Source organism: Bacillus sp. FJAT-49711, from assembly GCF_018343715.1.
Classification (GTDB): Bacteria; Bacillota; Bacilli; order Bacillales; family Bacillaceae_C; genus Lederbergia.
The window spans coordinates 773,892-789,139 of record NZ_JAGYPL010000002.1; the positions used below are offsets into that span (position 1 = coordinate 773,892).

At 39.3% G+C, this 15,248-nt stretch carries 15 protein-coding genes; 9 read left to right on the top strand and 6 right to left on the bottom strand.

Translation table 11 applies throughout. The features are described from left to right. Window positions 1-391: 391 nt before the first annotated feature. The 5 genes from mreB to fabZ all read left to right on the top strand — a co-directional run bounded on the left by mreB (window position 392) and on the right by fabZ (window position 4,030). Window positions 392-1,393 carry a rod shape-determining protein gene (mreB, locus tag KHA96_RS11415; protein WP_213129408.1) on the top strand — a complete coding sequence of 334 codons (1,002 nt, stop codon included), beginning with the start codon at window positions 392-394 and terminating at the stop codon, window positions 1,391-1,393. A 37-nt stretch (window positions 1,394-1,430) separates the two neighbouring features. Next, complete coding sequence (locus KHA96_RS11420) at window positions 1,431-2,204, top strand: flagellar hook-basal body protein (protein ID WP_213129409.1); 774 nt, start codon at window positions 1,431-1,433, stop codon at window positions 2,202-2,204. Window positions 2,205-2,240: 36 nt separating this feature from the next. Next, window positions 2,241-3,053 carry a flagellar hook-basal body protein gene (locus KHA96_RS11425; RefSeq protein ID WP_213129410.1) on the top strand — a complete coding sequence of 271 codons (813 nt, stop codon included), beginning with the start codon at window positions 2,241-2,243 and terminating at the stop codon, window positions 3,051-3,053. 187 nt (window positions 3,054-3,240) lie between these two features. Then, entirely contained in the window at window positions 3,241-3,534 is a 294-nt protein-coding gene (locus KHA96_RS11430; protein WP_213129411.1) for a DNA-directed RNA polymerase subunit beta, read from the top strand. A gap of 73 nt (window positions 3,535-3,607) precedes the next feature. Beyond that, the gene (gene fabZ, locus KHA96_RS11435) at window positions 3,608-4,030 is read left to right on the top strand and encodes a 3-hydroxyacyl-ACP dehydratase FabZ (RefSeq protein ID WP_213129412.1); all 423 of its coding nucleotides are present in this window, start codon (window positions 3,608-3,610) and stop codon (window positions 4,028-4,030) included. A 508-nt stretch (window positions 4,031-4,538) separates the two neighbouring features. On the opposite strand, the gene KHA96_RS11440 is transcribed toward fabZ, so the two are convergent. Continuing rightward, window positions 4,539-5,801, bottom strand: coding sequence for a helix-turn-helix domain-containing protein (locus tag KHA96_RS11440; RefSeq protein ID WP_349305736.1), 1,263 nt, complete (start codon window positions 5,799-5,801; stop codon window positions 4,539-4,541). Between the two features lie 110 nt (window positions 5,802-5,911). Between KHA96_RS11440 and KHA96_RS11445 the strand changes: the two genes are divergently transcribed. Both KHA96_RS11445 and KHA96_RS11450 read left to right on the top strand, forming a co-directional pair. Next, window positions 5,912-7,216 carry an MFS transporter gene (locus KHA96_RS11445; RefSeq protein WP_213129929.1) on the top strand — a complete coding sequence of 435 codons (1,305 nt, stop codon included), beginning with the start codon at window positions 5,912-5,914 and terminating at the stop codon, window positions 7,214-7,216. Between the two features lie 219 nt (window positions 7,217-7,435). Then, complete coding sequence (locus KHA96_RS11450) at window positions 7,436-7,738, top strand: hypothetical protein (protein WP_213129413.1); 303 nt, start codon at window positions 7,436-7,438, stop codon at window positions 7,736-7,738. 21 nt (window positions 7,739-7,759) lie between these two features. Here KHA96_RS11450 and KHA96_RS11455 read toward each other — a convergent pair whose 3' ends face one another. Continuing rightward, complete coding sequence (locus KHA96_RS11455) at window positions 7,760-8,167, bottom strand: YwpF family protein (RefSeq protein WP_213129414.1); 408 nt, start codon at window positions 8,165-8,167, stop codon at window positions 7,760-7,762. Window positions 8,168-8,411: 244 nt separating this feature from the next. Here KHA96_RS11455 and KHA96_RS11460 point away from each other — a divergent pair, with 244 nt between their 5' ends. Beyond that, a complete protein-coding gene (locus tag KHA96_RS11460; protein WP_213129415.1) occupies window positions 8,412-8,774 on the top strand; it encodes a single-stranded DNA-binding protein in 363 nt (120 codons plus the stop codon). Between the two features lie 29 nt (window positions 8,775-8,803). Further along, a complete protein-coding gene (locus KHA96_RS11465) occupies window positions 8,804-8,998 on the top strand; it encodes a hypothetical protein (RefSeq protein WP_213129416.1) in 195 nt (64 codons plus the stop codon). An 89-nt stretch (window positions 8,999-9,087) separates the two neighbouring features. On the opposite strand, the gene KHA96_RS11470 is transcribed toward KHA96_RS11465, so the two are convergent. The 4 genes from KHA96_RS11470 to KHA96_RS11485 form a co-directional block, all read right to left on the bottom strand. Continuing rightward, complete coding sequence (locus KHA96_RS11470) at window positions 9,088-9,399, bottom strand: hypothetical protein (RefSeq protein WP_213129417.1); 312 nt, start codon at window positions 9,397-9,399, stop codon at window positions 9,088-9,090. A gap of 59 nt (window positions 9,400-9,458) precedes the next feature. Further along, window positions 9,459-12,278, bottom strand: a complete 2,820-nt coding sequence (locus tag KHA96_RS11475; protein ID WP_213129418.1) for a DEAD/DEAH box helicase — start codon at window positions 12,276-12,278, stop codon at window positions 9,459-9,461. A gap of 3 nt (window positions 12,279-12,281) precedes the next feature. Next, window positions 12,282-13,886 (bottom strand): SWIM zinc finger family protein, encoded by a 1,605-nt coding sequence (locus KHA96_RS11480; RefSeq protein WP_213129419.1) that lies wholly within the window; start codon window positions 13,884-13,886, stop codon window positions 12,282-12,284. Window positions 13,887-14,170: 284 nt separating this feature from the next. Next, complete coding sequence (locus KHA96_RS11485; protein WP_213129420.1) at window positions 14,171-15,238, bottom strand: C40 family peptidase; 1,068 nt, start codon at window positions 15,236-15,238, stop codon at window positions 14,171-14,173. Window positions 15,239-15,248: the final 10 nt, after the last annotated feature.

The following is a 15,248-nucleotide window of genomic DNA, read 5'->3' on the forward strand; positions in this document are numbered from 1 at the left end:
TCTAGGAAGGCATTGGGACGTGTACTTGATAGGCAAAACGACAAAATGCCGCTGCCTAAACCAGCAACAGGACTTTGAACCAAAACCTCTTCTCGTTTCCCTTATCTTAAGTATTGGCCAAAATAGGAACTTTAACTAAAAACTGCCATTTCCCGTGGAGAGGTTGATGGCCAGCCTCCTCCGCTTTTGTTTTTAACTTTTATGTCGAAAAAACCATTATTTTTTTACCTATTTACAATTTGAATATGGTAAAATAAACAATTAGGGAAATAAAAAGAAATTGCTTTATTTCTAATCGCTTTTTGCTTTTTTTAGCAAAAAACCTATCATCTAATCAGATAATTAAATACATAAAAATGATAGATAAAAATGTCGAAAGTAGGGATATTGTATGTTTGCAAAAGATATTGGTATTGACTTGGGGACTGCAAATGTTTTAATTCATGTAAAAGGGCAAGGAATCGTTTTAAACGAGCCATCCGTAGTAGCGATTGACCGCAATACAAACAAGGTACTCGCAGTTGGTGAAGAGGCAAGAAGAATGGTCGGAAGAACACCAGGAAACATTGTTGCGATTCGTCCTTTGCGAGATGGAGTTATTGCTGACTTTGATGTGACGGAGGCAATGCTTAAACATTTCATCAATAAACTAAATGTAAAAGGCTTTTTATCAAAGCCACGCATTTTGATTTGCTGCCCTACTAACATTACAAGCGTAGAGCAAAAAGCCATTAGAGAAGCGGCAGAAAAAAGCGGCGGTAAGAAAATATATTTAGAAGAAGAACCGAAAGTAGCTGCAATAGGTGCAGGAATGGATATTTTCCAACCAAGCGGAAATATGGTTGTTGATATCGGTGGCGGTACAACAGATGTAGCAGTTTTATCAATGGGCGATATCGTGACTTCAGCTTCCATTAAAATGGCTGGAGATAATTTTGATAATGAAATTTTGAACTACGTAAAAAGAGAGTACAAGCTCTTAATTGGGGAAAGAACGTCTGAAAATATTAAAATTAATATCGGTACAGTTTTCCCAGATGGTCGTTATGAAGAAATGGAAATTCGCGGACGTGACATGGTTACAGGTCTTCCACGTACAATCACTGTGAATTCTAAAGAAATTGAAGGTGCACTTCGTGAATCTGTCGATGTCATCGTTCAGGCTGCAAAAAATGTACTTGAAAAAACGCCACCTGAATTATCTGCAGATATTATCGACCGCGGCGTGATTTTGACAGGTGGAGGGGCGCTCCTTCATGGTATTGACCAGCTGCTTGCAGAAGAGCTGAAAGTTCCAGTACTCATTGCGGAACAACCAATGGACGCAGTCGCAACTGGAACAGGCATCATGCTTGAAAATATGGACAAAATCTTGCGTCGTACTTTTGTATAAAAAATGAGTTCTCCAGATAATGGACTGAGGTGATTAGATGTTACGTGGATTTTATACAGCAGCATCCGGCATGTATGCACAGCAACGAAAAACAGATTTGTTGACGAATAATATGGCGAATATCAATACACCTGGTTTTAAAGAAGATACTTCTGCAATCCGCGCATTTCCGGAGATGCTTTTGCAACGGATTGAGGCGGGGAATTCAACACCTAAAACAGTTGGACCGATCAACACAGGTGTTTACATGCAAGAAACCTTGCCACGTTTTATTCAAGGTGATCTTCGGCAAACGAATCTAGGAACTGACCTGGCGCTTACAGATTTAGAAGACTCACCTGTCTTTTTCACAGTGGAGGAAAACGGGCAAACCAAATATACACGAAACGGTCGGTTGACTTTGGACGCGGAAGGCTTGCTTACAACAGCAGAAGGCTTTCCGGTTCTTGATGTAAATGGAAATCGAATCCGATTAAATAGTGATCAGTTTAAAGTAGCAAGCAATGGAATTATTGAAGAAAATGGTGTCCAGGTTGCACGTCTCGGGATTGCTGCTGCTGAAAACCCGGAAGCTCTAATCAAAGAAGGAAATGGCCTTTATCGAACTGAAAATAATGCCCAGCTTCCCAATGCTGACGGAACATTTTCGATTTCTCAAGGCTTTTTGGAAGCATCGACAGTCGACCCAACAAGGGCAATGGCTGAAATGCTTTCGGCTTATAGAGCGTTTGAAGCTAATCAAAAAGTCGTCCAAGCGTATGATAGAAGCATGGAAAAAGCTGTGAATGAGATTGGAAGAGTCAATGGGTAGAGTTGGATTTTCAGCCTTTAAAAAGGAGACTGAGTGATGAATAGATCGATGACGACAGCAACCAACACAATGAGCCAACTTCAAAAACAATTTGATATCATTAGCAATAATATCGCAAACTCGGGGACAAATGGATTTAAAAGAAAAGACGTATCCTTTGCTGATATGATTTTTCAAGAGGTGAATAATCAAACTTCCAGAGATAACGAAATCGGTCGGCTATCTCCACATGGAATTCGTCAAGGAGTTGGCGCCAAAATAGCGAAATCAGCTATGGTTTTGAGTCAAGGTGCAATTCAAAACACAGGCCGGTCCTTAGATTTTGCATTTACGGCTGAAAATCAGTTTTTAAAAGTGCGCGTTCAAGATGATAATGGGACTCATATGAGATTTACGCGTAATGGTGCTCTTTATGCAGCGCCGTCAGGAAATAATGAAATGATGCTCGTTACTCAGGATGGCCATGCTGTCCTTGATCAACAAAATAATCCTATTACTTTTTCCGACAAAGCGACTGATTTCACGATCACAAATCATGGGGAGTTCCGTGCAAATGGTGCAAGAGTAGCAGACCTTGGAGTGATTGCTTTAAATAAGCCTCAGTACATGGAACAAAAAGGCGATTCACTCATTGGAATGCCAGATAATGCCGCAGTAAATCCTGCGTTCGTTTATACAGATTTAGATTCCAATGCAATCGCCATGCAGCATCAAGCTCTTGAAGCATCCAATGTGGACTTAAGCAAAGAGATGACGGATATGATGAATGTACAGCGTGCATTGCAATTTCAGTCCAGAGCGATTACTGTATCGGACCAGATGATGGGTCTTGTAAACGGAATTCGATAAAAACGGCTACAGAATCGGTAAAATATGATATGATAAAGAAACATTTATTCATACTCTCAATGATGAAAAGCGGAAGAGCTGGAGTTTAGGTCTAGCTGCTGATGTTTATAACATAGATTGATGCTATTTTTCCATTTTCGATAAGGCGGAAAAGGCTGCGCCATTTGAGAGAAAAGGGGTTTATCATATGGCTAAAAATATCAGCCAAGATGAGGTTCAATCAAGAGAAGACATAAAGAAACAAAAACGTGATCAAAAAGCGGAGCGAAAAGCAGCGAAAAAGAACGAGATACCACGGCTTATTCGAATTCGTTTAATTCCCATATGGCTGCGTATTCTTCTAGTAATCGCCATGGTGGGAGGCAGCCTTATTGGCGGCTTAATGGTTGGCTACGGGGTTCTAGGTGATGGAAATCCGAAAGATGTTTTGAAAAAAGAAACATGGACTCACATCGTGGATCTTGTTGTAGAAAAAAAGTAAAATATAAGTATGTACATGCGGGTTCATCGGCAATGCTGGTGGCCCTTTATTATACATAAAAGGAGGACTTGCCATGCTAGACATCCAACAAATAAAAGAAATTATACCTCATCGCTACCCATTTTTATTAGTTGATAAAATCGTGGAAATAGAAGAGGGACAGAAAGTAGTCGGAATCAAAAATGTTTCAGCCAACGAGGAATTTTTCAACGGACACTTTCCTGATTATCCAGTCATGCCAGGAGTGCTGATTGTAGAAGCATTAGCCCAAGTCGGCGCCGTCGCCATGCTAAAAAAGGAAGAAAACCGTGGGAAAATCGGCTTCTTAGCAGGACTTGATAACTGCCGCTTCAAACGCCAAGTAAGACCCGGAGACCAACTTCGCCTCGAAGTCGAAATCATCCGCGTAAAAGGCCCAATCGGAAGAGGCAAAGGAATCGCAACCGTAGACGGCGAACTCGCCTGCGAAGCAGAAATTACATTTGCTTTAAAATAAATTTAGAAATATAAAATCCCGTTCCAAACTTTGGAACGGGATTTTAGTTAGCGGATCCTATTTTAACACCATAGTACTGGCGAGACTAAACTAGGCTTACTTTGAATGAAAACGAGGGTTATTCCGTATAAACGGGCACTGAGAGCGTTTCAATCGGCAAAAACGATACTTTTTTCAAATTGACAAGCACTATCTCTCCTAATCGTGCCCTTCTCATCGAAATTAGTACATCCGAGGTCACGAATAGGGTGTAATCGTGCCCTTCCCATCGAACTTAGTCCACCTAAGGTCACGAATAGGGTGTAATCGTGCCCTTCTCATCGAACTTAGTACATCCGAGGTCACGAATAAGGTGTAATCGTGACCTCCCCGTCGAATTTACCAAACCTAAGGTCACGAATAGAGCGTAGTCATGCCTTTCTCATCTGTTTTTCCACGCTCAAAGTCACGATGACCGTTCCAAATTAGTTACCCCATCCTACTAGCTCACATTGAGCAAAGCACTATCTCAAGACTCCCTCGTTCCCTTTTCCCTGAGCTCTGCCGCCTTAACCAACTCAAGGGCTTCAAAACTAAAATCCTTATACGGCGTATCTGGAAGAGGCGTTATAGTCTTAACCGCAAGATCGGCAAGGGTCTGCGCTTCGTAGAGATTTCCTAATTTCATATGACAAAGGGCTTTATATGCATCTTTTACATATAGGATTGATAAATCAAAAGGGTGATGCACATAGGATGGTATTTGGACTTTATTTAGCCAATAAAGTCCTTCTTCATGTTTTCCAAGTCCATATAAGGCTTTTCCTTTTTCAAGAAAAAAATAGGCTGAGTAAAATTCGGTCAATTTGGATTCCAAATTTTCATTAATGAGTTCCAAAGCACCTTTATAATCGCGATTTATAGAAATAAGGTATTCAATATTCATTAAATCACAAAAGATAATAGCATTTGGGTCATCAGCAAATTCTCCATATAGTTTTAGTTTTTCTAAGTAATAAACTCTTTTTTCTTCATGATGGAACATTAATGCATATCCAGCTGCAACTCTGTATAAATCGTCGATCCGATAAAAAATTCGATGTTGCTTAGAAAAATCAATCGCCTTTTCCATTATACGAGTAGCCGCATTGGAATCCCCAACTGCATAATGCAAGATCGCTTCATGAAAATCTAAATCAACTTGTGTCATCGGATCGATGTAAGGATATTTTGATTCTATTTCCGCTCGCTCATGAAGGAGAATCTTCAACGATGCTGCATAATTATGCTCAGTATACTTCACCATTGCACGAAACAATCCAATTTCAGCCCGCCTTGCTGTAAGGCTCATCTGTTCGTATAGCTGGGCAGCCTTATCTGAAGTATGCTGCCATCCATCCATTCCTTCATGATATAAACAACGACTAAAGATCTCTAATAACCGCGCTGCTTCATACCCTTGGTTGAGCTTATCAAGCAATGGCTCAACAATGGAAATGATCTTTTTATATTCATCCTTCTTTTGTTCAAATTCAATATTATATAATAATTCTACTTCTTCAAGCACTTCACTAAAATGGTAAGAGGGGATTGCTCCAAGTAAAACTGCTATATCAACATCGAGACGCTCCGCAATGTACGTTAAGCTTTCAATTGAAGGTCTTGCCTTATTATTTTCAATCAAACTAAGCATGCCCTTCGTAATCTCCGTACCAGCCAGCCCCTCCAACGTCATTTTTTTCTGTTTTCGTAAATCCTTTATTCGTTCACCTAACGTTTCGATTGAAAACACCTCTTTAACAATAATAGTTTAATTATATTAAACTTTTTCTTGCAATGGAAGTAAATAGGTGGTATATTTTGTTTAATAAAATTAAACTTTTTATGAACGGAGTGTTTTTCATGGAAGAGGCGTTAAAGCTAAAAAGGGCTACGTACCACCTTTGGACCTTTACGACAAGTAAGCTTATATCAACTTTTGGATCCAATGTATATGCCTTTGCGATTAGCTTTTATATTTTGCAGACGACGGGATCTGCAACAAGCTTTGCAACAAATCTCATATGTAATATTTTACCGAGGACGCTTGTTGGACCATTTGTTGGCTACCTTGCCGATAATTATTCACGAAAGGCCATTGTGATTTTGTCACAAATTGCTACTACTATAGCGATTTGCGGACTTCTATTCGTCACCTATACAGAGGGGCTCTCACTGATCGCAATTTATGTGACGACATGTGTGTTATCATTGACGTCGGCTTGTTCGGGGATCACATTCACTTCATCTATCACAGGCCTTGTAAATGAGGAAAGAATTCAAAGAGCGATGTCCTTGAACCAAATGTCAATTTCATTCGCTGCAATTGGAAGTCCAGCAGTCGGCGGATTATTATATGGTGCCGTTTCAATGCCTGTATTTTTAATCATTTTCATCATAGCTTCCATGATTGCGGTCCTTTTAGAATCAACTATGAACTTTAAATTGTTTGCGAAGCGAAAAGAGAAAGAAATTGGCGAGGAAAAAGAACCAATGTGGCAAAGCATGAAGGCAGGGTTTGCTTATTTAAAAACGAAACCCGTCATCATGGCAATCATCTGGATAGCATTAATGATTAATTTCTGTTTCGGAGCCTTCGAGGTTGGTTATTCTTACGTATTGATCGAAAAATTAAAGATGGCTTCTATGCATTTCGGCATTACCGAAGGCGCCTTCGCATTAGGAATGTTAATAATGTCCATTTATTTCTCTGTGCGAACAGAAGTAAAATATCCGCTGCTTGTATCAAAAAGAGGAATCCTGGCAATGGGATTTTTCATGGCGATGACAGGGTTCCCATTAATCGTCTCGATGCCGTACAATGTTAATATCGCTTATTACATCGTTCTTATGTTCGGATTTGGTTCAATGATCATTCTCGTAAATACACCGATTCAAGTAATGATGCAAAAACAAATTGACGATGATTATAAAGGTAGAATTTTTTCCATTCTCGAAACAATGGCGATGGCACTTATGCCACTTGGAATGGTTATATACGGCTTTCTTTATGACTTGTTTCCGGCTCAGTGGATACTGCTTGCATCCACAATCTTCCTTGTAGGAGTTGTAATTGTATTGGCTAGACCGTCCATTATCCGGAATGCACACCCAGAACTTTATGAAAAAAAAGAAATGAAAGTTGGAGCAAAAACAGTTTCGCATTAAATGTTTGTAATAAGTAAAACAGGATATACAAATGGTACTGGGACAGATTGCCCAGTACCATTTTTGTCTATTCTTCCATGCCGAGCGAATAGCAAACTTTTTAGAAAAATTTTTTCATGCACATTTTTGGAGAATTTGGGAAAGCTAATGTCAGACCATGCGCAGGGTCAATTTTATCGGCAAATATTGATGGCCAAAATCTGAAAGGAGCTTACCAAAATGAAAAAAGCAGTAAAGTTTATTGGAGGAGTCGCACTAGCTTCCATGTTACTTGTGGGGTGTGCAAACAATGACCAAGAACCGCCTCCGCCAAATACGAATAATGATGTCAACGACCAGAATGATCTAAACGATAACAATGGTGTGAATGACAATGGGGTTAATGATAACGGTGTTAATGATAATAACGATTTAAACAATAACAATGGCCTGGATAATGATAATGACTTAAATGACAACAATGGTGTGGATAATGATAATGATTTAAATAACGACAATAATGATATGGATAATAACAAATAAGCAGGGATTATACCCTGCTTTTTACTTTCTCTTCATCCTTTTTCTAAACTCTTCTAACAGTTGATCCCCGCTTAATCCTTCCTTAATTAAATCATCCAGCAATATTTCGGGGTATTCATTGCGCCTTTTGCTTAAACGGCCTTCGAATAAAACGCTGATATGATCGTCGAGTACTTGAATCGTATGTACTTTTACGGTTAAAGGGGCTGGATCATTTGCTGCATGAGTAATAATGACCCTAATTTCAAACTTTTCCTCATGATCAAATCGCTTTTGAAAATGCTCTATATACTGTTTTTCTATAAAAGCTTCGATAATCCAAACTCCGTCTTCATTTTCCTTATTAATAATTAAGCCGTCTTCGAGCGGGATATTAGTGGCCTTTTTATTTTCATAAATATGCAGAGCAACAATTTTAAACGTTTTCAACTTAGCTCGCCCCCACGTCGTTCTTTTATAAAAATTATACCATCTTTGCAATTTAATATAAAAAATGCAGAAACGATACAAAAAATAATAATGAATCTAGAATCATGTTGAAAAAAGTACTTTCCATATGAATAATGTCAAATTAAGTCATAACAGACAGAACAAAAAGATGCCACGATCATTTTACACAAAAAATAATGTGCTATAAGATGGGAATACCCTTCAAAAAAAGGAGTTGAAAAAAATGATAAACCAAGTGACATTAGTCGGCAGATTGACGAAAGAACCGGTCCTGCGGTATACGGTGGAGGGAACACCTGTGTTAAATATTACACTTGCTCTTAACCGACATTACCGAAATGCGAAAGGAGACTTTGATGCTGATTTTGTACTATGTACATTGTGGAACAAAGCAGCAGAAAACACTGCGAAGTACTGCTCCAAAGGTTCTTTAGTCGGGATTGTAGGTAGAATCCAAACGAGAAATTATGACGGAACAGATGGTAAAAAGGTATACGTCACAGAAGTCATCGCTGACACTGTCAAATTTATGGGAGGACGATCAGCTGAAGTAAAAGCAGATGAAAAAGAACTTCTGCCATTTTAGTAAGCGCATTCTTTTAAGGAGGTGAATCTTTGATAAAAGGACATAGTGATTCTATTGAAATCCTGATTGGAGACCTCATTTTTAAACTCGGCAAAGCCAACCAACAAATTCATCAATTATCACAAAGAGTTGCTCAACTTGAATTCCTTCTCCAAAATCAGCAAACAGAAGCAATCTCTCATTCACATCATTCAAGCTTCGTAAAAAAGATCATGGCACAATAGAATTTTTCCACGAGTGCCTTTCGTATTAACCAACCTCGCTTTATCTGCCTCTCTAAATGGAAGGGGGCTGACACCTAACCATACAGCCCCTATTTTTTAGATTGAATGAATGCTATAGCTTCAGCAATATCAATATGTTCGAGATAAGGCCATTCTAAAAAAGCAATCGCTTCTTTTAGTAATGAAGGAAGTAAATCTCCCGCCTCAATGAATGCTTCCCAGCGCAGCGTTTCAGGCAGCCATAATGTTGGAAAGAGGGAAGGGTCGTCGAGAAGACCGTCCACTTCCGCTTCACATATTCCCCTTAATAAAAAATCAGTCCGCATTTCATCCCGTTCTTGTTGAAACATTTCATCTCTCTTTTTTAGTGTAGAAAGTAATTTGGCTAGTTCACCACTCATAGGAATCCACACCTTCCGTAAGAATAATGTCAATGGTTCTGCGTCGATGAACATGAAGCTTAAGCTAGTGCCAGCAAATTATGCAAATCCTCATTTGAAAGCTCCGTTACCCATTGATCGCTGCGTATAATTTCCTCATTTAATGCTTGTTTCTTCTCCAGCATCAAATCAATTCTTTCTTCCAAAGTTCCAGTTGTAATAAACTTATGCACATGAACGAAACGATTCTGTCCAATTCGGTAGGCACGGTCGGTCGCTTGATTTTCCACCGCCGGATTCCACCAACGATCATAATGGATGACGTGATTAGCAGCTGTTAAATTCAGTCCGGTTCCACCTGCTTTTAAAGAAAGAAGGAAAAATGGGAAATCACCCTCCTGGAAACGCCCCACATAATGATCCCTTTGTGCTTTTGGCATACTGCCATTTAAGAAAGGCACCTTAATTTTGTATCGTTCTTCCAATATTTTGCGAATCATTTCGCCCATTCCAATGTATTGGGTGAAGATGATGCATGCTTCACCTGTTTCCATAATAGCATCTGCCAGTTCAACTAAAGTCGCAATTTTGTTCGAACGATTAATGATATTTTCAGGAAGCTCTTCTTTTAAATAAAGAGCGGGGTGGTTACAAAGCTGTTTTAGCTTGCTTAACATTTGTAAAATCAAGCCTTTTCTTTCGAAAACCGATAAGGTCTCAATTTTACTAAATGTATCTTGAACAAGGTCTTCATAAAGGGCAGCTTGCTCAGTCGTCAATGCACAATATTCTTTTTGCTCAAGCTTATCAGGTAAGTTCAATTCCACTTCAGGATCTTTTTTCGTACGTCTTAGTAAAAATGGTCTGATCAGCTTTTGCAGCTCATGAATTTTCTTTTCAGATCCGTCTCTCTCAATCGGCAATATATATTTCTTTTGAAATTGACCGAAAGTTCCTAAGTAGCCATGGTTAATAAAATCAAAGATTGACCATAACTCAGAAAGGCGGTTCTCCATTGGAGTACCTGTTAAAGCGATATGGTGCATCCCTTTAAACTTTCGAATTGCTCTCGACTGCTTCGTTTCTGCATTTTTAATATTTTGTGCTTCATCAAGCGCAATCGTGCTCCATTTTATAGATAAAAATTCTTCCGAATCTAGATGGGAAAGTCCATAGCTTGTGAGTACAATATCCGCTTGTTTTGTCATTTCAACAAACGATTCTTCCTTCTCCCTGTTGGAACCGTAATGTAAAACGACATTTAGACTCGGAGCGAATCGCTCTAATTCACGTTGCCAATTGCCAAGTACGGAAGTTGGGCAAATGATTAAGGCAGGCGTCTCGTTTGCTTCTTTATATTTAACATGTAATAAATAGCTGATGAGCTGAATCGTTTTTCCAAGACCCATATCATCTGCAAGGCATGCACCGAAACCAAATTGTCTGAGGAAAACAAGCCAGTTTAATCCTAGTTGCTGATATGGCCTCAGTTGCCCTAATAATGTGTCGGGAACATCGACAAAAGGTATTTCGGAAACAGTATTTAGTTGTCTGAGCATCTTTTTTAAAGATTGATTCAATTCAATTTTAATTTGAGCGAAAGCACGAGGGTCGAATTCATCGATATCCATATCCGCATTTTCATCTTCGTCGCCCAATGCAAAAATATCTTGAACGCGCAACCCTTCCTTTTTCGCCTGTTCCATTAACGTTTGGATGTGCGCAATCATTTTTGGATCAAGCTTCACCCAACGACCTCTGATTTTCACAAGCCTTCTTTGTTCTTGGACAAGTGATTGGAATTCATCTTCAGAAAGATCCGTGCCATTCATTGAAAGCCGCCAATCGAAATTTAACATTGAATCTAGTCCAACAAAGGAAGGACGGTAATTGGTTCCGGTTTGTTTTACCCTTGCTTTTACCGTCATATTCGCGGCACGCATTGCTTCCCACCATGAAGGGAGCAGGATTTCTACACCAAGGGCATGTAGTTTTTCACTTGCATCCGTAAGGAAATTCCAAGCTAATGGCTCGTCGAGTTCATGAATAATCCCATTTTCCCCTTGAAGCCACGGAAACAATTTTAACCAGCGGTCTTCTTCAGCGTAAACGGAATCCAAAAAGGAAAGCCACCGTTTAGGAAAGCGTTTATGCTCAGATAACGGATAGATTCGTTCTGGATTTTTTACGTCGCGAAGCACAGTCTCCAGAATCCATGGTTCTTCGTCTTCATCTGGTTCAGTTAAACGAAGTCCGAGAGCAAAAGGCATAGAAACCTCAGTTGTGCCAATCCATTCTTGCCAGCGATCTTCATCAAAATAAGCATCAAGCTCCTCGGCGGATAACGGGCTGAGCTTAAGAAGTTCTATCTTTTTCGCTAATGTATCGCCTTCATGCCCTTGCTCCAAATAAATCGATAGTGCATGATGAAAAAAGCGTGTGACGAACTGCTCCATCGTTTCTCCATGAAAAGGCTGCTCCCAAAAACCAGCAGAAAATTCCTCCCAAATCATTTCAGGTACTTTCCATTTAAAGACCGAATCATCATCATTCGTGAATTGTGGAAGCCATTTTCCAGAATAAATCGCCTCGAGAATGACAGATGAAACGGCAAAGAGTGCATCTCCTGGCTCATCCCAATACCAAGTAATGAGAGAACTAAACCGTTCATTTCCAAGAAGCGTCAATAATTCATAACTATTCAGCTCAACTCCAGCGTGATGATCTCGCTCCTTTGTTTCGATGAAAGAACCATAGAAGCTCTCCTCATGCCAAAGAAAAAGCTGCTGACTCCATCGAGAGGGAGGGACCATAGCTGACTCTTCGTTTAGTGCATATATGAAAAATGAACCCATATCCAGGGGGATTACATGAAGTTGGATTTTATCAAGATTCATCATGGATTAAGTCCTTTCATTTTGAGAGTCAATTACGAGCTTGCCTCTAATGCATTCTTCCTGGAAAGCACGCAAGCGTTTCGTATTATTTAGCAATGTTGATAAATAAAGCTCCCATTGCTTTAGTTTTTTTTCCTTTTTATAAAGCTTTTGCAGTCTCTTCAAATAGCGAACAGCCCGTTTATACGAGTCGCGGCCACGGTTGTTAATGAGGGAAGTGATCGTTTCGTGATATAGCGGCTTGAGCGCAGCTGGATCGTGCTTTGAAACAATATCAATCGTGTGACGATCAATAATATCTATACTATTTTTTGAATAAACTTGAAGCTCTGCCCATTTCTTATAATCTTGTTTGCCGAGTAAATACTCATTATATTGAAAGCGGCTGTAAGGCAATAATTTCATATAAACTCTTTCCAAAAGGGAAGAATCGAGATTCAAGACAGTATTGCTGTCTAAAATTTGAAACAGTGCTCTAGTAAATTGTGCTTGTTCATAGCTGTGGGCTAAAGAGGAAATAAATGTTGTAATCTGATCGATGAAAATAGGCAAATAATGATTGAGACGCCCTTTAGCACGATCACTTTGCAGCAATTTCATCCATCGTAAAGCATATGGAGCAATGGCAGAACCTAGCTCTTTCATATGGCGGATAGCTGCATCATCCTCTTCCAACATAATGGCAATATGAATAAAAGCAATGTCTATTCGATCATCGTGCTCCTTATCCATGTTCGCCTTAAGACGGTCCCATTCCTGAAGTAAGTCTCGTCTTTTTTTAAACAAAGCCGACCAAAGCTTCATGTAAATATCGGTATATTCAGTTGGAAAAACCGTTTCTTCTTCCAAAAAATGATGACTGTTCTCACGTAAAAAATGAAAATATTCGTCAAACGCAAATGGAGAGGCAGTCGTAGCAATTTTAGATAAAGCCTCATCTGCTTCCTCAAGCATCTGCTCAGCGAAAGTACTTAAATGAGCCTGCTTTTTTGGTTCGGAGGCGAGCGAGTTAATGACTTTCAACGATTCACATGCAGCAAATAGCTGAAATAAAGGCTTCCATTCCCGTTCAACTGGCGCAAATCCAAGCAACCGTTTATAACAAACCCTTGCCCATTCCTCAAGCTGATAAAAATTCTTAGCTGAGACATTAGCGTACGCACTTTGAATACGCTCTATCCATTGCTCCGGACCATTTTCCATTTGGGGAGGCATCTTTTTTAACAAATCAGAGCCACGCTGTAAAGTAGAAAGAACGTCGGCAATCTGATAATGACTTTTCCATTCCTGCAGCCATAAAAAGACACTTTGCGCTCTGCTCAAAACAGTGAAAAATAACGCGACTTGATGTCGGCAAATTCCTTGTTCTGGGCATGTGCACGTACTAAGTGATGGATGTTCGAAAACCAACTCCACATTTACAGGAGTGACATCCTGAACCTTAGCATCAACTTTTTCATTAGAGAATTTCACTCCGTAAACAAGCTGCTGACGAAAAAGTATCATCCCTTTTTGAATGAGCTTTTCATGCACCTCACTCCTAGGATCAAGCAGACCTTTAAGTTCTTGGCTATAAGATTTTATATTTGTAAGCAGTTGCTGATTATACATAATAATAAACCTCCAAAACCTTATTATACCGCTATTTCCACTCGTTTGTCACTATGACGAGTAGATCGGTTTTGAAACGCAAAAAAAACCGCCAAGTTTGACGGTTTTTGGTAGAAAATATGAATAAAACTATTTGTCTAGCTAAAGTGCCGATGACTAGTAAATTACTTGTCTTTTTCTGTACGATAAGTCAGCATCGACTCGTCGTCATGTCCAGCTCCAGTCCCTTTGAGTCAAATAACCTGAGGATTGTCAGGGCTGATTAGGCAACTTTCGCTTTTTTATTAATAAAACTTCTTAAATCCATTTAATTTACTTTGCCAATAGGAAGTGTTTAAGTTAGAGATTTCAACACCGTTGTCTCCAGCATGAATAAAATTATCATTTCCTAGGTAAATTCCCATATGAGAGATTCCAGAGCGATACGTATTTTCAAAGAATACAATATCACCAGGCTGAGGTTTATTGACATAATAGGAACGATCATAGTACCCATCAGTACTGTAACGAGCAATTTTCTTTCCAGCTTGATTGAAAACATAGTAAATCAATCCGCTGCAATCAAATCCTGATAGAGTTGTGCCGCCCCATACATACTTTGTGCCGATCACACTTTTTGCAACATTGATAATTGCGGAAACATCTTCTGTTACTTTAGGAGTTTCTACTTTCTGAGCTGGCTTTGACTCAGTCACAGCTTTTTTTTCAGCAACTTTTAAAACTTGTCCAACACGAATCAAATCGGAACTAAGTCCATTCAATGATTTGATTTCTTTAACAGTCGTGCCATATTGAACGGCAATTTTACTAAGAGTATCTCCAGAAACAACCTTATATGTACCAGTTGTTGTCGGTACAGAGTTATTATTTTTTACAGTTTCAGTTTTCGGAGCCGGGTTCGCTGCAACAACTTGCTTAGCAGTTGAAACCTTCAACACTTGTCCAGGATGGATCAAGTCGCTTTTAAGTTTATTCCATTCATATAACTGAGCTACTGTAACCTTATAATTAGCAGCAATTTTACTTAGAGTATCTCCAGATTTAATCGTATATGTTGCTGCCGCAGCAGGTTGCTCAGTTTTTGGTTTTGCAGGCTGTTTCGTTTGAACAGTCTGTTTTGGCTGTTCTTTTTTAACGTCCGCAGAAGAAACTAGTAAAACTTGTTTTGGGTATATTAGATCACTTTTCAACCGATTCAATTCTATTAAATGGTTGACAGTTGTATTGTAACTCGAGGCAATTTTCCAAAGAGAGTCTCCACTTTTCACTTCATGAGAAGCGGCAGAAGCATTTCCAGTGAAAGAGGCAGCCAAAAACACAGCAGTCGCTGTTGTTACTACTTTTTTACGCATTAATCTTAGT